20 protein-coding genes are annotated in these 19,587 nt (G+C 71.6%); 10 read left to right on the top strand and 10 right to left on the bottom strand.

Translation table 11 applies throughout. From position 1 onward, the window contains the following. Nucleotides 1-110: 110 nt before the first annotated feature. Both ACZ518_RS33455 and ACZ518_RS33450 read right to left on the bottom strand, forming a co-directional pair. Nucleotides 111-1,109 (bottom strand): inorganic phosphate transporter, encoded by a 999-nt coding sequence (locus tag ACZ518_RS33455; RefSeq protein WP_469116790.1) that lies wholly within the window; start codon nt 1,107-1,109, stop codon nt 111-113. 5 nt (nt 1,110-1,114) lie between these two features. Continuing rightward, entirely contained in the window at nt 1,115-1,735 is a 621-nt protein-coding gene (locus ACZ518_RS33450) for a DUF47 domain-containing protein (RefSeq protein WP_007265452.1), read from the bottom strand. A gap of 193 nt (nt 1,736-1,928) precedes the next feature. Between ACZ518_RS33450 and ACZ518_RS33445 the strand changes: the two genes are divergently transcribed. Then, nucleotides 1,929-2,243, top strand: coding sequence for a metal-sensitive transcriptional regulator (locus ACZ518_RS33445; protein WP_042801353.1), 315 nt, complete (start codon nt 1,929-1,931; stop codon nt 2,241-2,243). A 62-nt stretch (nt 2,244-2,305) separates the two neighbouring features. Here the strand turns inward: ACZ518_RS33445 and ACZ518_RS33440 are convergent, their stop codons facing one another. After that, nucleotides 2,306-2,458 (bottom strand): hypothetical protein, encoded by a 153-nt coding sequence (locus tag ACZ518_RS33440; RefSeq protein ID WP_362457947.1) that lies wholly within the window; start codon nt 2,456-2,458, stop codon nt 2,306-2,308. Nucleotides 2,459-2,605: 147 nt separating this feature from the next. Continuing rightward, nucleotides 2,606-3,496 (bottom strand): SCO4651 family lipoprotein, encoded by an 891-nt coding sequence (locus ACZ518_RS33435; RefSeq protein WP_469116789.1) that lies wholly within the window; start codon nt 3,494-3,496, stop codon nt 2,606-2,608. Between the two features lie 458 nt (nt 3,497-3,954). On the opposite strand from ACZ518_RS33435, the gene ACZ518_RS33430 reads away from it, so the two are divergent. Beyond that, entirely contained in the window at nt 3,955-4,200 is a 246-nt protein-coding gene (locus ACZ518_RS33430) for a hypothetical protein (protein WP_469116788.1), read from the top strand. 104 nt (nt 4,201-4,304) lie between these two features. Here ACZ518_RS33430 and ACZ518_RS33425 read toward each other — a convergent pair whose 3' ends face one another. The 5 genes from ACZ518_RS33425 to ACZ518_RS33405 all read right to left on the bottom strand — a co-directional run bounded on the left by ACZ518_RS33425 (nt 4,305) and on the right by ACZ518_RS33405 (nt 9,521). Continuing rightward, entirely contained in the window at nt 4,305-5,000 is a 696-nt protein-coding gene (locus ACZ518_RS33425; RefSeq protein ID WP_469116787.1) for a phosphatase PAP2 family protein, read from the bottom strand. 203 nt (nt 5,001-5,203) lie between these two features. After that, nucleotides 5,204-6,223, bottom strand: a complete 1,020-nt coding sequence (locus tag ACZ518_RS33420; RefSeq protein WP_469116786.1) for a C40 family peptidase — start codon at nt 6,221-6,223, stop codon at nt 5,204-5,206. A 59-nt stretch (nt 6,224-6,282) separates the two neighbouring features. After that, entirely contained in the window at nt 6,283-8,019 is a 1,737-nt protein-coding gene (locus ACZ518_RS33415; RefSeq protein WP_469116785.1) for a serine/threonine-protein kinase, read from the bottom strand. 49 nt (nt 8,020-8,068) lie between these two features. Then, nucleotides 8,069-8,860: a thioesterase family protein gene (locus ACZ518_RS33410; protein WP_469116784.1), complete on the bottom strand. Its 792-nt coding sequence runs from the start codon at nt 8,858-8,860 to the stop codon at nt 8,069-8,071. Between the two features lie 52 nt (nt 8,861-8,912). Further along, nucleotides 8,913-9,521 carry a LysE family translocator gene (locus ACZ518_RS33405; RefSeq protein WP_427717361.1) on the bottom strand — a complete coding sequence of 203 codons (609 nt, stop codon included), beginning with the start codon at nt 9,519-9,521 and terminating at the stop codon, nt 8,913-8,915. Nucleotides 9,522-9,579: 58 nt separating this feature from the next. Between ACZ518_RS33405 and ACZ518_RS33400 the strand changes: the two genes are divergently transcribed. The 7 genes from ACZ518_RS33400 to ACZ518_RS33370 all read left to right on the top strand — a co-directional run bounded on the left by ACZ518_RS33400 (nt 9,580) and on the right by ACZ518_RS33370 (nt 18,012). Next, complete coding sequence (locus tag ACZ518_RS33400) at nt 9,580-10,395, top strand: pentapeptide repeat-containing protein (protein WP_469116783.1); 816 nt, start codon at nt 9,580-9,582, stop codon at nt 10,393-10,395. A 346-nt stretch (nt 10,396-10,741) separates the two neighbouring features. Continuing rightward, nucleotides 10,742-11,050, top strand: coding sequence for a hypothetical protein (locus ACZ518_RS33395; protein ID WP_008742356.1), 309 nt, complete (start codon nt 10,742-10,744; stop codon nt 11,048-11,050). A 102-nt stretch (nt 11,051-11,152) separates the two neighbouring features. Beyond that, the gene (locus ACZ518_RS33390) at nt 11,153-11,989 is read left to right on the top strand and encodes a hypothetical protein (RefSeq protein WP_469116782.1); all 837 of its coding nucleotides are present in this window, start codon (nt 11,153-11,155) and stop codon (nt 11,987-11,989) included. Next, nucleotides 11,979-13,340: a hypothetical protein gene (locus ACZ518_RS33385; RefSeq protein WP_469116781.1), complete on the top strand. Its 1,362-nt coding sequence runs from the start codon at nt 11,979-11,981 to the stop codon at nt 13,338-13,340. Before ACZ518_RS33390 ends, ACZ518_RS33385 begins: the two co-directional genes overlap by 11 nt. Further along, on the top strand, nt 13,337-14,896 hold the full coding sequence (locus ACZ518_RS33380; protein WP_469116780.1) for an SCO6880 family protein: 1,560 nt from the start codon (nt 13,337-13,339) through the stop codon (nt 14,894-14,896). The genes ACZ518_RS33385 and ACZ518_RS33380 overlap by 4 nt, the downstream gene beginning before the upstream one ends. Nucleotides 14,897-14,914: 18 nt before the next feature. Beyond that, nucleotides 14,915-16,333 carry an ATP-binding protein gene (locus ACZ518_RS33375; RefSeq protein ID WP_469116779.1) on the top strand — a complete coding sequence of 473 codons (1,419 nt, stop codon included), beginning with the start codon at nt 14,915-14,917 and terminating at the stop codon, nt 16,331-16,333. A 2-nt stretch (nt 16,334-16,335) separates the two neighbouring features. Beyond that, nucleotides 16,336-18,012: a type VI secretion protein gene (locus ACZ518_RS33370; protein WP_469116778.1), complete on the top strand. Its 1,677-nt coding sequence runs from the start codon at nt 16,336-16,338 to the stop codon at nt 18,010-18,012. 52 nt (nt 18,013-18,064) lie between these two features. On the opposite strand, the gene ACZ518_RS33365 is transcribed toward ACZ518_RS33370, so the two are convergent. Further along, nucleotides 18,065-18,613, bottom strand: coding sequence for a GNAT family N-acetyltransferase (locus ACZ518_RS33365; protein ID WP_469116777.1), 549 nt, complete (start codon nt 18,611-18,613; stop codon nt 18,065-18,067). Between the two features lie 41 nt (nt 18,614-18,654). Here ACZ518_RS33365 and ACZ518_RS33360 point away from each other — a divergent pair, with 41 nt between their 5' ends. After that, the gene (locus tag ACZ518_RS33360; protein ID WP_469116776.1) at nt 18,655-19,482 is read left to right on the top strand and encodes a DUF3626 domain-containing protein; all 828 of its coding nucleotides are present in this window, start codon (nt 18,655-18,657) and stop codon (nt 19,480-19,482) included. Nucleotides 19,483-19,587 lie beyond the last annotated feature (105 nt).

Genomic DNA, 19,587 nt, shown 5'->3' with positions numbered 1-19,587 from the left:
GCCTGGACGTCCTGCGGTGCTGCATGGCGGTGCCACCGCAGGACGAAAGAAAAGGGCCGGCTCCCCCTGGGTGGGGGGAGCCGGCCCGCTTTCGTACCGCGTCCGGGCGTCTAGACGAACGCCAGGTTCACGATCCAGAAGCTCACCGCAGCGACCAGGGCGGCCGCCGGCATCGTGATGAACCAGCCCAGGATGATGTTCTTGGCGACGCCCCAGCGGACCGCGTTCACCCGCTTGGTGGCACCGACACCCATGATCGCCGAGGTGATCACGTGGGTGGTGGAGATCGGCGCGTGGAAGAGGAACGCCGAGCCGAACATGATCGAGGCACCGGTGGTCTCCGCCGCGAAGCCCTGCGGCGGGTCCAGCTCGATGATCTTGCGGCCGAGCGTACGCATGATGCGCCAGCCACCCGCGTACGTACCCAGCGACAGCATCACGGCACAGGCGATCTTGACCCAGATCGGGATCGGGTCGCCCGAGTCCTGTACGTCGGCGATGACCAGGGCCATCACCACGATGCCCATCGTCTTCTGGGCGTCCTGGAGACCGTGGCCGAGCGCCATGCCCGCCGCCGAGACCGTCTGCGCGATACGGAAGCCGCGCTTGGCCTTGTGCGGGTTGGCCCGCCGGAACATCCACAGGATGACGACCATCACCAGGTAGCCGACGACCAGGCCGACGACGGGCGAGACGAACATCGGGATGACGACCTTCTCGACCACGCCCGACCAGATCACCTCGGTCCCGCCGGCCAGCGCCGCGCCCACCATGCCGCCGAACAGGGCGTGCGAGGAGGACGAGGGCAGACCGAAGTACCAGGTGATCAGGTTCCAGACGATCGCACCGATCAGGGCCGCGAACAGGATCCACATGCCCTTGTTGCCGTGCGGCGTCGCGATCAGGCCCTCACTGACCGTCTTGGCCACCCCGCTGCCGAGGAAGGCACCGGCCAGGTTCATCACGGCGGCCATCGCCAGCGCCGCGCGCGGCGTCAGGGCCCGCGTCGAGACGGAGGTCGCGATGGCGTTCGCGGAGTCGTGGAAGCCGTTCGTATAGGTGAAGCCGAGCGCGACACCGATGGTCACGACCAGCGCAAAGGTGTCCACGAGGTTCAGGACTCCTTGACGGCGATGGTCTCCACCGTGTTCGCGACGTGCTCGAACGCGTCGGCGGCCTCTTCGAGGACGTCGACGATCTGCTTGAGCTTCAGCACCTCGATGGCGTCGTACTTGCCGTTGAAGAGCTGGGCGAGCAGCTTGCGGTGGATCTGGTCGGCCTGGTTCTCGAGACGGTTGACCTCGATCCAGTACTCGGTGAGGTTCTCCATCGTCCGCAGGTGCGGCATGGCCTCGGCGGTCAGCTCGGCCGCCCGCGCCAGCACCTCGATCTGCTGCTCGACGCCCTTGGGCAGCTCCTCCACGTTGTAGAGGACGACCAGGTCGACCGCTTCCTCCATGAAGTCCATGATGTCGTCGAGCGACGAGGCGAGGCTGTAGATGTCCTCGCGGTCGAACGGCGTGATGAACGAGGAGTTCAGCTGGTGGAAGATCGCGTGGGTGGCGTCGTCCCCCGCGTGCTCCGCCGCTCGCATCCGCTCCGCGATCTCGGCCCGGGCGGAGGGATCCGCTCCGAGCAGTTCCATCAGGAGCTTGGAGCCCGTGACGATGTTGTCCGCGGATGCGGCGAACATGTCGTAGAAGCTCGTCTCCCTGGGGGTCAGACGAAATCGCACGTGAGGTCCTCGGGGTGCATTGGATTCGGTCAGGCTGATGCTAGGCGCATCCCCCGGCCACGGCTAACCGGCGGTTCCCCAGTGTCCTCCATCAGGCAGAGTGGGCGTTACGGACCCCTGTCCCCCCGGCCTGGGCGAAGTACCCTATACCCATGAGGGGTATAACCCCTCTTTCCGGACCACGGGAGGACCGATGACCACCATCGAGGCGGAGGGCTCCGGAGCCGTCCACGGCTACCACCACCAGAAGGACGAGCACCTCAAGCGGCTGCGCCGGATCGAGGGCCAGATCCGCGGCCTCCAGCGCCTCGTCGACGAGGACGTGTACTGCATCGACATACTCACGCAGGTCTCGGCCAGTACGAAGGCCCTCCAGTCCTTCGCCCTCCAGCTGCTGGAGGAGCACCTGCGCCACTGCGTCGCGGACGCCGCGGTCAAGGGCGGCACCGAGATCGACGCGAAGGTGGAGGAGGCCACGAAGGCCATCGCCCGCCTGCTGCGCAGCTGACGTCCGGACCGTCGGCGCCCCCGGACGCCGTCCGGGGGCTGAGCCCACGGAGGCTACGGACGCTACGGACAGACGCTCATCAGCACTTCGTCGATCCGGTCCTGACTCAGCCGGTCCTCGGCCGCCGCCGAGGCCGCGATGATCAGCTCACCGCACAGCTCGATCTCGGCGAGCGCCACGTGGTCCTGCACCGTCATGCCGCCTGCGGGAGTCACGCGTGTCACCTCTCTCTGCCGTCCTCGCCCGTCGGCGCTCGGCGTCCCAGCCTAGGGAGCGGGCCCCGCGCCGCGCATGACACGGATGGACCATTTCCGGATAGTGGGGCCATGGCCCGGAGGCACCGCTTCACCCCGCCCGGCCGGCTATTCGGCGATCTTCCCGGCGTAAATGTCCCCGCTTGCGGGCAATACGACGGTCACCGGAGTCCCGAACCCGTAGAGCAGCGTCGTCGAGGAGACATCGATCACGCCATTCTTGACGTAGGTGAAGCGGTGCCGGACCTTGCGCAGCCGGCCCTCCTCGTCGAGGTAGGCGTCGAACGGCACGCTGTCCTTGCTGAACCCTTTCGCCGCCGCCTCCAGGGCCCCCTTGATCCCCGGCGAGGCGCTCTGCGCGGCCCGCGCGATGTCCGTCGTACCCCGGTAGTGGCGCACTTTGGTGCCGGCCAGGTCGGTCTCGCCGACGTACGTCACCTCCTGCGCGCCCCGCAGCAGCTCGGCCGCGGCCACCGGATCGGTGGCGCCGCCGGTGACGAGGTTCCCGTCGGAGAGGGTGGTGGTGTCCAGCCGGACCCACTTGTCGTCGGGGACTCCGGCGCCCCGGTTCTTCATGTAGAGCGCGCCGGGGACGAGCAGCTCGGTGATGGGCCGGTGCTCGGGCTGTCCCTTCACGTCGGCGGGGAGCATCACCAGCAGCTGGCCCATCCGCTTGCGGAAGTCGACCCCGCCCTCGCCCCGGATGGTCACCCGGGTGCCGCCGGTGGCCATCTCCATGGCCGTACGGGTCTGCGCGCTCCCGGCCGCGGTCAGCGCGTCGGCGGCGCCGCGGACCGCGGCGGCCGGGTCGCCGGGCGGCCGGTCGTCGCGGGCGCCCTTCGCGCTGCCACCGCCCGGGCCGCTGCCTCTGCCGTCAGCGGTGCCCGTGCCGCTCGCCGCGCCGCACGCGCTGAGCGCCGCGACGGCGACCGCCGCACAGACGGCGAGCACCGCCTCACCCGCACGCCTTCTCCGTCGCCTGTGCTGGTGCACCACCATCGCCTGCCAACCCCCAACGCGTGACCGCTGTTTGCCCGAGGCCCCCACCCGCTCCGGTTAACGAGGTCCGGGGTTTCCCGTAACGGGCCGCCGAGTTCCGGGGGCCGTACCGGACGCGGCCGGACCCGGGTACCGTGGAGGGGTGGATCCGCACACCAAGGCGACTCCGGTTGCTCCGTTTACCGCTGTGCCCCTCCCGCGAGAACACGCGGAACCGGCTCAGCCGCCCGTCGGCCACTCCACCAGCACCGCGGAACGGGGCTCGTTCTGCCTGGCCGTGTGCAGCTGCGGCTGGACGGGGCCGGCGCGGCGCTCCCGCGACCTGGCCCGCAGGGACGCCGGCAGACACACAGCGGGATAGCCCGCCGCCCTTCCTCCTCCTCTTCTTCCTCCCCCTCCCCTCCTCCTTTCGGACGCCCCGGCTGGCCGGTGGCCCCGGGAGCGGTTGCGCTGGTTCCATGCCAGGTACCGCACGCTCCCTCGCCGCCCTCCTCTGGGCGCTGCTGCTCGTGCTCACCCCGGCCGCGACGGCCTGGGCCCGCCCGGTGGGTTCGGCGGACGGGCCGGCCGACGTGGCGTTGGCCATCGGGGTCACCACCGCGGCCGCCGTGGCGACCGGGCTGTGGCTGCGTTCCTGCTACCGCCGCGGTAGCGGTACGGAGACGGAGCATCCGGGCGGGGGCGGCGAGGGCGGCGACCCGTGACCCCGCGCCCCCGGCCGACGGCGGTGCGGCTGTGCTTCGGGGCGGCGGGCCTGTGCCTGCTGGTGGCGCTCCTGCTCGCGATCTGGAACCCGTAGGGGGTCGGGCTACGCGGCGAGGTCGCTCTCGGCCGGGCGCTGCGCCAGCTCGACGGGGCGGGCCACCACGCGCTCCCGGGCCCGTACGAGCACTCCGAACCGCGGTGACCGGGCGACGGCCCTGACCGCCGGGGTGAGCGCCGCCATGGCGAGCGGGGCGAGGAGCAGGACGACGGCGGTGCCGAGCGCGAAGCCCCCGATGACGTCGGTCGGGTAGTGCACGCCGAGGTACACCCGGCACAGCCCCTCGGCGAGGGCCAGCCCGATCCCGACGAGCCCGAGCCGGCGGTTGACGAGGAACACTCCGACGCCGAGGGCCATCCCGAGGGTGGCGTGGTCGCTGACGAAGGAGAACCCGGAGACCGGCGCACCCGCGCCGCCGAGCACTTCGAGGCCGTCGTGCTGGAGGAACGGCCGCGGCCGGGCGACGAATCCGCGCAGCGGCACGTTCACGAGGAGCGCGACGGCGGCTGCGAGGGGGGCCCACACGAGCGCGGCGAACGACTCGGCGGCGGTCGCCTCGTCCTGCCGCCTGACCCCGCGCCAGCACCACAGCACGAGCAGGACCATGGCCAGCGGCAGTCCGTACGAGCCGGCGAAGGTGACCGCCCGGTCGAACCAGCCGGGGGCGTGCCGGGAGAGGGAGTTGATCCCGTACAGCAGGCTGACATCCACGTTCGGCCCACCGGTCGTGAGTCCAGCCATGCGCCGCGGCCCCTTGCCTGCCCTAGGTCCCCTGCGGGCGCACGACGGTGTGCGCCCCCTTCAGCCCCCCAGCCGATCGACCCCCGTGTTCATGGAACGCCCGTTCTGCCTGGGACGTTCCACTCTCCACCGAATGATCACTCCAACGTTATCCAAGAGAGACTCATCGCCGCAGCTCAGGGCCTGCGCTTCACGGAGAGTCGCTAGGGCTTGGGAGTTGACGCCGACCGCTCCGGAAGGGCTTCGGCCCCCTCCTTGGTCACCCGGGTCGCTCCGAAGTAGTCAGGCGTGTCGATCTTGTCAAAACGGATGACCGCGCCGGTGAACGGGGCGTTGATCATGTAGCCGCCGCCCACGTACAGCCCGACGTGCCGGATCGCCCGAGAATTCGTCAGATCGTCTGAGAAGAAGACCAGATCACCGGGGAGCAGCTCCTCGCGCGAGGGGTGCGACCCGGCGTTGTACTGGTCGTTGGCCACGCGCGGCAGGTCGATGCCCACGCTCTCGTACGCCGCCTTGGTCAGCCCCGAACAGTCGAACCGCCCGTCCTGGTCGGGCGTCCCGTTGCCGCCCCACAGGTACGGGGTCCCGAGCTGCTTCTGCGCGAAATACACGGCCCCGGCCGCCTGCTGGGCCGGAGCGACCCGGCCGACGGGACGCGCGAAGCTCTTCTCCAGGGAGCGGATCGCCTTCACGTAGCCCTGGGTCTCGCTGATCGGGGGCACGCCTCCGGCCTTGATGACGCGGTAGGGCCCGGCGTTGTAGGCGGCGAGCATGTTGTCGGACCGGTCGCCCGGTACCTGCGCGACGTCCTTGGCGAGTTGGCAGTCGTACGTCGCCGCCGAGGGGATGGCGTCCTTGGGGTCCCAGATGTCCCGGTCGCCGTCACCGTCGCCGTCCACCCCGTACGTGGCCCACGTCTCCGGGATGAACTGGGCGATGCCCCGCGCGTCGGCATGGCTGAGCGCGTCGGGCTTCCAGTTGCTCTCGGTGTACAGCTGCGCCGCGAGCAGCGCCGGATTGAGGGCGGGGCAAAGGTTTCCCCACCTCTCCACCAGCGGCTGGTACACCGCCGGCACCGCACCCTTCACCAGCCCGACCGCGCCCCCTCTGGCGCCGCCCGCGATGCCCGCCGCCGCCGAATAGGTGCCGACGACCAGCAGCGCGACGAAGGTCAGGCACACGCCGATCCCGATCCCGCTTGCCACCCAGAACTTGCGCACCCGTCAACACTGCCTCATGCCGCGTCGCCTGACAGTGCATTCATCAGTCTGTCCCGGCACTATTTCACCGGAAAGCCGGTGCAGTAGACACTGCTGTACTCCTTGACCCCACGGACCCGGTAGACGAGCACGGTCCAGTCCCCGGGGTCGTTGGCGGTCGGAATCCCCGGGAACTTCTTGTGCGTCCCCTCGTTGTCCACGAGCTGCGTGGAGAAGTCGTCCGGGTAGGTCAGCTCCACCTCGCCGCCGGGACCCGGGTTCTTCAGGTCGACGGGCTTGCTGGCGTAGCCGATGCTGTGGTTGTAGTCGCGGACGAACTCGTAGGGCCGCTGCGTGCTCTCGTCGATCTCGTGCGGGGGCTTGACCCCGACGGAGATGGCGTAGGGGGCCTTCTCCGTGTTGTACATCTTCAGGAAGACACGGATCTTGACCTTGCCCGTGACCGTCCGCGCCGCCGGGTCGTCGGTGTCCACGGCGGAGACGGTCAGGAACTCCGCCCGCTCCTCGTTGGGCAGGTTGCAGCCGCCTGTGGCGGACCACAGGTCCCGGGACACCTTGTTCGGCTCGATGTGGTCGGGCACCGTCCCCGCCCCGCCGCCCTGCGCGGACGCGGACGGGCTCGGCGCCGGCTGCCCCGGAGCGGACGGCGCCGCCGTCGCGGGGCTCGCGTTCCCGCTCGGCGGAGCGGCCGCCCGCTGCCCTCCGTCGCCCTTGTCGCCCTTGTCGCCGTTGTTCTGGATCAGCAGGTACCCGCCCGTGACCAGGCCCCCCGCCACCAGCCCCGCGACGGCCGCCAAGGCCCAGCGCGGGGCCCGGCGCACCCCCGCGGCGGCCGGAGCCGGCGCAGGTGCCACCGCCGCCGGTGCGTACGTCGGCACGTAGCCGGCCTGCACCGCGGCGAGCCCCGGACCGATCGTCGACGGCAGCCCCGGCACCTGCGCCGCCCCGCCGCCGGCCGCCGTGAGCGCCGCGTACACCGGGTCGTCGACCAGCGCCGCGTCCACCGCGCAGCGCCGGATGACCTCGGCGAGGGCGGGCCGATCGGCCGGGTCCGTCGCCACGCAGGCCCTGATCAGCGCGGCGAGTTCCGGCTCCACGCCCTCGACGTCGATCTCGCCGTGGACCGCGCGGAAGTTCACCGCCGTCGGCTCGCCGGTGCCGTACGGGGCCCGGCCCGTGGCCGCGTACGCGATCGTGGCGCCCAGGGCGAAGACGTCCGCCGCGTTCGCCACCTCGCCGCGCAGCAGCACCTCGGGGGCCGTGTAGCCGGGGGTGCCCGGGGCGGTGCCGGCCTGCGTCAGGGCCGTCTCGGCCACGCCCTTGGCGATGCCGAAGTCGATGAGCTGCGGACCCTGCGCGCCGAGGATGACGTTCTGCGGCTTGAGGTCCCGGTGGGTGACCCCGTACGCGTGCACGCTCGCCAGGCCCTCGGCCAGCGCCGCGAAGAGCCTGCGGCAGGATCCGGCGGGCAGGGCCCCGAATCCGCCGACCGCGTGACTGAGCGTCGGCCCGGCCACGTACTCGGTGGCCAGCCAGTACGGCGGGGCGGCCAGCGAGGCATCGATCAGGTTCGCGGTGTACGCCGAGCGGACCGCGCGGACCGTCTCGGCCTCCCGGCGGAACCGCGCCAGTGCCTCCGGATGCCCGGTGATCTCTTCCTTGATGACCTTGATGGCCACCAGGCGGCCGCCGGGCGACCGCCCGAGGTACACCTGCCCCATGCCCCCGGCCCCCAGCCGGGCCAGCAGCGTCTGCGCGCCGATGTGGGCGGGGTCGGTCTGTCTCAGGGCCTCCATTCGGACGAGGGTGTCATACCGACTTCCGTGGCCGAAAAGGGGGTTGGACTCAGCGCTCGGCCACGAAGAGGCTCTGCGCGCCGCGCCCGATCGGCCCCTTCTCGTCGTGCAGGCGGGAGTCCGCGAGGCCGATCCCGGCGGCGTCGACGCTGGTGCGGGCCTCCACGCACACCCACTCCCCGACCGGATGGCGGTGCAGGTGAACGGTGAGGTCGCCGTTGACGAAGACGAACCGGCCGAAGTCCATCACCGCGCCGATCCCGTTCCCCGAGTCGGCCGCCACCAGCACCCGGTCCAGCGGCCGGACCTCCTCCCCCGCCACGAGCGGCACCCGCATCCGCATCCAGCAGGTACCCGGCCCCGGCTCGACGAAGGCCCCCTCCGTGAACCGGGTCTCCATCGAGGAGTGGTAGCCCGTCTCCCACGGCACGGGGAAGAACGGCGTCACCCCCACCTCCCCCGGCGGCGGCAGCACCGCACCCGGGACCACCGCCGGCACCGGCTCCGCGGCCACCCGGATCCGCAGCGCCCGCGCCAGCATCACCGGCGCCCCGCCCGCCGGGGCCAGGGCCGCCTCGACCACCTCGGTGCCGCGCCCGGACCGCAGCACCGAGGTGGTCACCTCCAGCTCCCCGATCGGCACCGGGCGCAGGATCTCGTACGTGATGCGGGCGATCCGCATGTCGGCCCGCGCACCCGGCCGCTCCTCGACGGCCCGCCCGAGCAGGGCGGCCGGCGGGCCGGCGTGCTGGGAGCCCGGGTCCCACGGCCCGCGCGTCGCCTCGGTGGCCAGGAAGCGGCCTTCGCCGAGCCGCTCGTAGAACCCGTCTTCAGCATCCATGGCGCCGCACGTTACCCACAGGTAACCCGATGCGCCAGACCTTCCGCCCGGCTCAGCGCGCGAAGCCCAGGCCCACCCCCAGCCCCACCAGCACCGACCCGATCGCCCGGTTCAGCGCCTTCTGCGCCTTCAGCATCCGCTCCCGCAGCCGCGAGTTGGAGAAGAACAGCGCCACCGCCCCGAACCACACCAGGTGCGCCGCCGCCATGAACAGCCCGTACCCCGCCTGCTGCCAGCCGGAGGTACCCGGGTCGACCACCTGCGTGAACGTCGACACCACGAACAGCGTGGTCTTCGGATTCAGCACATTCGTCAGGAACCCCGACCGCAGCGCCCCCAACCGCGTCAGCCCCGGCCCCGACTCCAGGTCCACGGTCAGCTCCGCCCGCGCCCGGAAGGTACGGATCCCGATCCACACCAGGTACGCCGCGCCCGCCAGCTTGATCGCCGTGAACAGGGCGGTCGACGAGGCGATCAGCAGCCCCACCCCGAGCATGGTGTACGACACGTGCACCAGCACCCCGGCCGCGACTCCCGCCGCCGCGAACAGACCCGTGGGCCGCCCGTACAGATAGCTGTTCCTGACCACCATCGCGAAGTCCGCACCGGGACTGATCACGGCGAGCAGGGTGATGACGGCAACTGCGATCACTTCTGTCATGCAGGGATGGTCCCCGCCCCCTCCCCGCGGATCAAGAGGCTCCGGTGACAATGGAGGGGTGTCCACCACCGCACTGCCCCTCCTCCAGGCCGACTGCTCGAACTGCTTCGCCCTGTGCTGCGTCGCCCTGCCCTTCGCCAAATCCGCCGACTTCGCCGTGAACAAGGCCGCCGGCACCCCCTGCAAGAACCTCCGGCAGGACTTCCGCTGCGGCATCCACACCCGGCTCCGCGACCACGGCTTCCAGGGCTGCACCGTCTTCGACTGCTTCGGCGCGGGACAGCAGATCTCCCAGGTCACCTTCGAGGGCCGCGACTGGCGCACCCACCCCGAGACGCGCGAGGCGATGTTCGAGGCCTTCCCGGTCATGCGGCAGCTGCACGAGCTGCTCTTCTACACCGCCGAGGCACTCACCCGCCCCGCGGCCGCCCCCGTCCACCCGGCCCTGCGCACCGCACTCGCCAAGACCGAGGCCCTCACCCGCGCCGACGCCGCCACGCTCGCCGCCCTCGACGTCCCGGCCCTGCGCCAGGAGATCAACGCCCTGCTCCTCAAGACGAGCGAACTGGTCCGCGCCAAGGCCCCCGGCCGCAAGAAGAACCACCGCGGCGCCGACCTGATGGGCGCCCGCCTCTCCGGCGCCGACCTCCGCGGAGCCAACCTGCGCGGCGCCTACCTGATCGCCGCCGACCTCAGACGCGCCGACCTGCGCGGAGCCGACCTGATCGGCACGGACTTCCGCGACGCCGACCTGCGCGGAGCCGACCTGCGCGACACCCTCTTCCTCACCCAGGCCCAGGTCAACGCCGCCCGCGGCACCCCCGACACCCGCATCCCGCCCCACCTCACCCGCCCCGCCCACTGGGCCGCGTAACTCCCCGTCATCGGCAGGACGGCCCACCCCTCCGGCGCCCGCCCGGCGCCCATGCGCCCCTCACGCCTCCGTACGCTCCCCCACTGCCCCGGCCTCCCCCTATTAGCCCGAACGGCCGCCCCTCACACGGCCCCGCGCACGCCGGGCCGACAATCATTGCCCGGGGTCACCACCCGTGATACACAGAGTGACCTGCTCAGGGTGCGCATACGGGGCGCGGGCCGAGAGAACGGGTAAAGAGACCGGCCAAGTCGGCGACGGCGCCGGTTTCATCAGGGAAGATAGTGCGTGACCCCTGCCGTCGGGCACGGGCTACCGGAACTACCCATACGGGGCGGTGAGTTACATGATCCTGGCAGCCGAAAAGGGCGACATCACCACCATCATCGGCGGAATCGCCCCGAACTGGGGGCCGTTCGGCAGTCTCGGCAACGAAGCGAAGGTCATGATCGAGGTGGTCATGGCCGTCGCGATCCTCCTCTGCCTCGGCATCGCCATCTGGGGCGCCGCCAAGCAGCGCATCGGCGCGACCGCCCTGCGCGACACCTTCAGCGCGGAACAGGGCAAGGGCCTGATCGTGGCCGGCCTCACCGGAGTCTTCATCATCGGCTCCCTCGGCACCCTCTTCACGATCGTCTACGGGATGGCCGTCTAGCCGGACCGCAGCACCCGGCCGCACCCTGATGAGGAATCACCACACCGCGCCTGAGCGGGAACGAGCGCTACCGTCGTACGACGCGGAGGGGGCGGACACGCAATGAGCAACGACGACCAGTACGGCGGCGGCAGCGGCCACGCCGAGGTCGGCGGCACGGGCCAGACCCGCACCCGGCTCCCGGACCCGCCCTCCGACCCGTACGGCGCCCCCCGCCGCACCCCCCGCGCCTCCCGCGGCCTGATCACGGTGGTCGGGGTGGTGGTCCTGCTCCTCGCCGCCATCGCGTTCGCGAACCGCTCGGGCGACACCCCGGACACCACCACCTCGGACAAGGCCCCGGACACCACCTCAACGGCCCCCACGGGCACCGCCCCGGTCACCACCAAAACGGCCGGCATCCCCAAGGGCTTCGCCCACGACGAACAGGGAGCACAGTCGGCGGCCGCCAACTACGCGGTGGCACTGGGCTCGGACGGCATGTTCGACGCCGCCCGCAGGAAGGCGATCGCCCAAGCCGTCTACACGCCCGACACCTCAGCGGTACGCCTGGCCGAACTCGACCGTCTCTACTCCGACCCGGGGTTCCTCGGGCGGATCGGCCTGGAGGCCGGAGGCAAGGCACCCAAGGGCATGGTGTTCGTCTCCCGCACGAACCCGGCCGGCACCAAGATCGAAAAGATCGACGGTGACACCGCGACCGTATCCGTCTGGTCCTCGTCCCTCTTCGGCCTCGCCGGCGAGGGGTCCAAGACCCCGGTCTCCGAGGGCTGGTACACGTACACGGTCGAACTCCGGTGGGTCAACAACGACTGGTGGATCTCGAACTTCACGCAGAAGGACGGCCCGACCCCGGTCGGCCGCGACCAGAGGGCCTCATCAGCCGAGGACATGTCCGCAGCCGTGTCGCAGTTCGGAGGCCTCACCTATGCGCGCTGACATCCGCCGCGGCATGTCCGTCACCGGCGTAGTCGCAGCCATCCACACCGCCCTCCTGCTCCTGGCGACCCGTGCGATGGCAGCACCTTCCCCGCCCCCCAGCACTCAGGCGACGCCCGGGGCAACCCCCGGAGCGACCGCCACGGGAACACCACAGGCCACCAACAACCCCTGCGAGCTCATCAAGGCTCCGGCACGGGACTACTGCGAGAACGGCAACGGCCCTGCGTCCAGCGGCGCGCCGCGCACCGGCCTGACCCCGGGCGACCCCGGCACCGACGCCATCAACCCCCTCGCCTCCCTGGCGAAAGGCTGCGCCGACGCCGCCTCCTGGATCGTCGGCAAGCTCAGCGAAGCGGTGAAGGGCACCGCCAACGTCGACTTCACCAACCCCGCCTTCCTCCAGCAGTACGCCGTCGTCTTCGCCGCCTCCACCGTCCTCACCCTCGTCCTGTGGCTGCTGGCCGTCGCCAAGCGCGCCATCCGCGGCGTCCCCCTCAGCACCGCCCTCTCCGAAGCCATCGGCTTCCTCTGGCTGACCGTCCTCGCCTCCGCCTTCACCCCGCTGATCCTCTACACCGTCGTCTCCGCCACCGACGGCATCACCGAGGTCATCGCCTCCGCCACCGGCAGCCAGACCGACGTCTTCTTCGGCTCCTTCGCCGAGGCCCTCAAAAAGGGCGAGGACATCGGCGGCGGCCCGATCATGCTGATCGTCGTCGCCCTCGTCACCGTCCTCGCCGCCGGAGTCCTCTGGCTGGAGCTCGTCATCCGCGCCGCCCTGCTCTACGTCGGCGCCCTCCTCGGCACCGTCGTCTACGCCGGACTCGTCGACCGCAACATGTGGGGCCACGTCCGCCGCTGGGCCGGCATCATGATCGCCGTCATCCTCGTGAAGCCGGTCATCGTGATCGTCCTCGGCCTCGCCGGAGCCCTCGCCGGCGACAAGGGCCCCAACGCCTTCTCCGCCGTCGTCTCCGGCCTCGCCATCATCCTCCTGGCGATCTTCGCCTCCGCGATGATCTACCGCTTCGTCCCCGGCTTCGGCGACGAGATCGCCTCAGCCCGCTCCAACCGCAAGCAGGCCACCGACGGCGCCCAGGCCGCAGCCGTCATCAGCTCCCCGGCCTCCCTCGTCTCCCAGGGCATCAAGACCCACAGCAGCCGCGGCGGCGCACACCGCGCGAGCGGCGGCACCGGCGGCGGCGACGCCAACCAGATCTCCGGAGGCATGGCCGCCCACAGCAGCCGCCGTTCCGGCAGCGGGTCCAGCGGCGGAAATGTCCCCTCCGCCGCGCCCCCGCCCCGCACTGGCTCGAGTACGAGGAACACAGGAGGTGACGGGCGTTGACGACCCAGTCCCACCAGATCCACCCGGTCGCGCCCCGCCGCACGTATCTCATCGGCCGGGCCCGGCCGAACGCGATCGTCGGCAAGAACCGCGAAACCGGCGAAATCGCACTGATCATCACCGGCGCCTTCTTCGGCATGATGAGCGGACTGCTCGTCCCCGACCTCACCCTCCGCATCGTGAGCCTCGTCGGCTTCCCGCTGCTCGCCCTCGCCGCCGTGTACGTCCCCTACAAGGGCCGCACCTTCTACCGGTGGTTCGAGATCAGCCGCAGCTACAAGCGCACCCTGCGGCGCGGTACGACGTACCGCTCGGGCGCCGTCGAAGCCGGCACCCGCGCCGTCGACGGCCGCGAGGTCGAGGTCGGCCCGCCCCCCGGCATCGGCCGCATCAACTGGCTCGCCGCCCCCTTCGGCCCCGACGAGATCGCCGTCCTCCTCCACGCCGACCGCAGAACCGTCACGGCCACCATCGAGATCGAGGGCCCCGGCGTCGGCCTGCGCGACAGCGAGGACCAGGAAGCCCTCGTCGACCGCTTCGGCACCCTCCTCAAGCACGTCGCCAACGGCGACGGCTTCGTCACCCGCCTCCAGATGCTCGCCCGCACCCTCCCCGCCGACCCCGACGCCCACGCCAAGGACGTCGCCCAGCGCGGCGACGCCACCGCCCCCGTCTGGCTCCGCGACTCCTACGAGCAGCTCCAGTCGATGGTCTCCACCTCCTCGGAGCAGCACCGCGCCTACCTCGTCGCCTGCATGCACTACACCCGCGAGCTCGCCGCCGAGGCCAACACCATCGCCCGCGCCGGCAGCACCAAGGGCCGCAAGCTCGACCGCGACGCGGGCCTCGCCATCGTCATGGCCCGCGAGCTCACCGACATCTGCGCCCGCCTCGCCGAAGCCGACATCCGCGTCCGCCAGCCCCTCGGCCAGGGACGCCTGTCCTCCCTCGTGCACTCCATGTACGATCCGGACCACCCCATCGACCACATCCAGGCCATGACCAAGCGCAACGCCTGGCCCGCAGAGCTCGACGCCGTGGAGCCCACCTACCTCCAGGCCAAGACCCGCGAATCCTCCACCCGAGCCCCCTGGTGCCACGCCACCGCCTGGGTGAAGGAATGGCCGATGACCCCGGTCGGCGTGAACTTCCTCGCCCCCCTCCTCGTCCACACCCCGGACGTCATCCGCACCGTCGCCGTCACCATGGACCTCGAACCCACCGAGATCGCCATCGAGCGCATGCTCACCGAGAAGACCAACGACGAGGCCGACGCCTCCCGCGCCGCCAAGATGAACCGCACCGTCGACCCCCGCGACATCGCCGCCCACGGCCGCCTCGACCAGAGGGGTGAAGATCTCGCCAGCGGCGCTGCCGGAGTCAACCTCGTCGGGTACATCACGGTGTCCTCGCGCTCACCCGAAGCCCTCGCCCGCGACAAGCGCACCATCCGCGCCTCCGCCGGCAAGTCCTACCTGAAGCTCGAATGGTGCGACCGCGAGCACCACCGCGCCTTCGTCAACACCCTGCCGTTCGCCACCGGCATCCGACGCTAGCGGGAAGGAAGAGCCGCCATGCGAGATCCCATGTCCGCGCTGACGGACGCCTTCACCAGCTTCCTCTTCGGCAAGGTCGAGACCACCCGCCTGCCCGTACGCACCTCCACCGGCCAGGCCCAGGCCGTCTACCTGCCCACCGCCGCCCCCGGCCTCGGCGACTCCGGCGTGATCATCGGCCGGGAGGTCTACAGCGGCAAGGGCTACATCTACGACCCCTTCCAGCTCTACGGCCAGCAGCTCCCCGCCCCCCACTGGCTGGTCCTCGGCGAATCCGGCAACGGCAAGTCCGCCCTGGAGAAGACGTACGTCCTGCGCCAGCTCCGCTTCCGCGACCGCCAGGTCGTCGTCCTCGACGCCCAGGGCGAGGACGGCGTGGGCGAGTGGAACCTCATCGCCCAGCAGCTGGGGATAACCCCCATCCGCCTGGATCCCATCGCCGCCAACGACGACGGGATCCGCCTCAACCCCCTCGACCCGGCGATCACCACGACCGGACAGCTCGCGCTGCTCCGCACCATCATCGAAGTCGCCATGGGCCACGGCCTCGACGAACGCGCCGGCTTCGCCCTCAAGGTCGCCCACGCCTACGTCGTCGACACCATCCGGGACCGCCAGCCCGTCCTCACCGACATCGTCGAACAGCTCCGCCACCCCGAAGCCGAATCGGCACTGGCCATGAACGTCGACATAGACGACGTCCGGGCCTGGGGCCTCGACGTGGCCCTCGTCCTCGACCGCCTCGTCGACGGCGACCTGCGCGGCATGTTCGACGGCCCCACGACCGTCGGCATCGACCTCGACGCCCCGCTGATCGTCTTCGACCTCTCCCACATCGACCGCAACTCCATCGCCATGCCCATCCTCATGGCGATCGTCGGCGTGTGGCTGGAACACACCTGGATCCGGCCGGACCGCAAGAAGCGCATCTTCCTCGTCGAAGAGGCCTGGCACATCATCAACAGCCCCTTCGTCGCCCAGCTCTTCCAGCGCCTCCTGAAGTTCGGCCGCCGCCTCGGCCTGTCCTTCGTCGCCGTCGTCCACCACCTCTCCGACGTCGTCGACGGCGCCGCCGCACGCGAGGCCGCCGCCATCCTCAAAATGGCCTCCACCCGCACCATCTACGCCCAGAAGGCCGACGAGGCCCGCGCCACCGGCCGCGTACTCGGCCTCCCGCGCTGGGCCGTCGAAATCATCCCGACCCTCACCCCCGGCATCGCCGTCTGGGACGTCAACGGCAACGTCCAGGTCGTCAAACACCTGATCACCGAGACCGAACGCCCCCTCGTCTACACCGACCGCGCGATGACCGAGTCCTCCACCCCGCAGCAGCTCCCCGACGACCTGCTCGCCGCCGAACTCGAAGCGGAGGAACGAGCCCTGTACATCGAACGCCAGCGGGGCTCCGGCCCCGGATCAGCGACCACGGTGGCCTGACCATGCCCGACGCGAGACGTACGGAGCCCCCGGCGCGAGCCGGCGGCATCCCCGACGGGGTACTCGTCGGCCTCCTGGCCTTCCTCCTCGGCCTCGCCGTCCTGGTCTGGTCGGCCACCGGCCTCGCGGCCCTCTTCACGAAGGGCGCCTGGCCGGCCACCGTCACCTTCACCCGCACCCCGGGGGCCGTCCGCGCCCTGATAACGCAACCCCACGACATCCCCGGCGCCTGGCCCGACACGGACCCGGCGGCACTCTCCGGGTGGGGCCTGTTCTGGGGCCTGTTCATCAGCCAGCTCCTGGTCCTGCTGGTCCTGACGATCTTCACCATGGGCGTCGTGGCCCGAACGAAAGCCCGCCGCATCCGAGCCAGGCAGCAGCAGCAGCAGGCGACGGCCGAGGCCGACCCGGCGGACCCCGCCCCGCCCGCACCCCGGAGGCAGCCCCAAGCCGAACCTCCGGCACAGGCACCGGCACCGGCACCGACGGCGGCAGCAGCGGCAGCGGCAGCGGCACCGGACGAGGACCGGACCCCGCTCCCCGGCCCGCCGCGCGCAGCGCCCCCGGCACACGCCCCGGCCGCGGCAACGGCCCCCTCCGCCGCGCACGCCCCCGTCTCCGCACACGCACCGGCAGCCGGCACCCCACCCCGCAAGCCGAGTCCAGCCCGCTACACCTCCCTCGGCGACACCCCCTCCCCCGCCAAGGACGCCTACCGCTACGGCTTCGGCTACGCCCCGGCGAGGTCCGCCGCCACCTCCCCAGCCCCCCGCCTCGCCTACGCCGACCCGGCCGAACGCCACCGCCTCGCCGCCAACGCCCTCGCGGCCGCGGAGGGTGCCGCCCTGGTGGTCACGTCCTCCCCCGCCCTATGGGCGGAAACCAAGGACGCCCGGGCGAAACTCGGGCCGGTCCTCCTCTACGACCCCTCGCACCTGTGCGACACCCCGGCCCGCATGCACTGGAACCCCTCCGACGGCTGCGCCGACCGGGACACCGCCGCCGCCCGCGCGGCCGCCCTGCTGGCCCCCGTACGCCCCCAGGCCCGCCTGGACAGCGCACTCGCCGACACCGCCGAAACCCTTCTGCGCAGCTGGCTCCAGGCGGCCGCCCTCGACGGCCTGCCGTTCAAGCAGCTGGCCCGCTGGGCGCAGGGCAACGGCGCCCAGGACCCCGTCCGCACCCTGCGCACCCACCCCCAGGCGGCCCCCGGCGCGGCCGGCGAACTCGAAAGCGCCCTCACCGCCCACCCCGAACGCCGCGAACAGGCCCAGCACCTGACGGCCCGCGCCCTGTCCTGCCTGACCTCGATCCACATCCGCGAGGCCTGCAACCCGAACCGTACGGATTCCCTCACCCTGGCATCGTTCGCCGCCGAAGGGGGCACCCTCTACGTGATGGGTGAACCCCTGGAGGACCCTCGCACCCACCCGGGTGCGATGCCCCTCCTCACCGCACTCGCCGCAGACGTGGTCGAGCACGGCCGCCGCATGGCCGCACGGTCATCCCACGGCCGGCTCGACCCACCACTGACCCTGGTCCTGGAGGACGTGGCGGCCGTCGCCCCCGTCCCCCAGCTCCCGGACCTCCTCCAGGACGAGGCCCTCCCCCTCCTGGCCCTCTGCCGCAGCCGCGAACAGGCCCGCTCCCGCTGGCCGCACGCCCGCTTCGACGACTGAGCCGGAGAACCAGGGAACCCGGGAACCGGGGAACCGGAGAACCGGAGAACCGCTACGGGCGGCCGAGGACGTACTCGTGCTCCTCGGCCCCCGACTCCAGCCCCACCACGCGCCCGCTCGCCTCGAACCCGAACCGCCGGTAGAAGGCCGCCGCCCGCAGGTTCTCCTCGTGCACGAAGAGCCGTACGCGTTCCGCCGCCGGCGCCTCCAGCCCACGGGCCCACTCCACCGCGGCCGTGAACAGGGCCTCCGCCAGCCCCGCGCCCCGCGCCCCGGCCCGTACGTACACCCCGACCACATGCGCCTGGGTCTTCTCCACCGGCAGGCCGAAGAAGTCGGTGGTCCCCGCCTCCTCGACCAGCACCGTCACGGACCCGTCCCACTCCCCGCCGGGTCCCTCGGCGATGAACTGCCGCGCGGCCCGCCCGTGCGAGGCCCCCCGCGCCCGGTCCTGCCAGAACCCGTCCGGCCGCTCCTCGGCCTGCTCCAGCGTCTCCAGGAACGCCACCGGCGCCGCCGGATCCCGCAGGGCGTCCAGCCTCAACGCCTTGACCTGCTGCCACTCTTCGGCCCGTACGGCCCGCACAACGTACTGATCCATAATCCGGGATCCTAACCACCCGCTTGATGCACACTGCATCCATGCATCCGCACGCCCGGGCCCTCGCCCACGTCAGCGCCCTCTCCTCCGGCCCACCGCTGGACCTGACCCTCTCGGTCACGCTCAACTTCCACCCGGACCGCGTCACTGAGGACCGGCCGATCCTCACGGCGCTGGCCGAGGAGGGCGTCTACCGCTCCCAGTTCGTCACGGGCACCAGTAACGGCGGCCTCACCGCCCGCCCGGGCGGTGCCCGCTGGCAGTGGGAGAGCCGCATCTTCGGAGGCGCCTACGACGACGCCCCCGCCGAGGAACGCCCCGTGTACGGCGCCCTCAACTTCCGCCGCGACCCGGCCGGCGCCGCCCCCCGCTTCGGCTCGGCGCACTTCCGCCTCCGCCCGGAGACCCGGGCCCGCACCACGTTCTGCTACCCGGACAGCTACCTGGAACCCGAGCACTTCGGGGTCGCCGACCGCATGGCGCTGATCCCCCTGGCGCTGGCCGACGACCAGGACGCCCTGGACGACTACATCGAGGCCCAGGTCCACACCCCGGTACGGCTGGACCACGACGTCGAGGCCCTCGTACTGGACCCCAGCTACCGCGGCACCGAGGTCGAGGCCGCCGCCGCGAAGCTGCCCTGCCCCACGGAATGGCACCCCGGCTACCGCCTCACGGTGGCCGAACTCCGCCGGCACCCCGACTACCGCGGTCAGGACTTCGTCGACCTCGGCACCGCCATCGCCGAAGCGGACGTCCTCACCCCGCGCATCCTCGGCGAAGCCGCACGCACGGGCCGCTACGACGAGCAGGCCCTGAAACGCGTCTGGCACTACGTCGCCCGCTTCGGCTCGGCCACTCGCGCATAAAGCTCTGTAAGGCCCGTAAACGCAGAAAAGCCCCGCACCATAAGGTGCGGGGCTTTCCCACAATGATTGTTCGGCGGCGTCCTACTCTCCCACAGGGTCCCCCCT

The sequence above is a fragment of the Streptomyces sp. NPDC033966 genome, from assembly GCF_055575955.1.
Note: the sequence above shows the minus strand (reverse complement) of the source record. Positions and strands in the feature narration are given on the sequence as shown.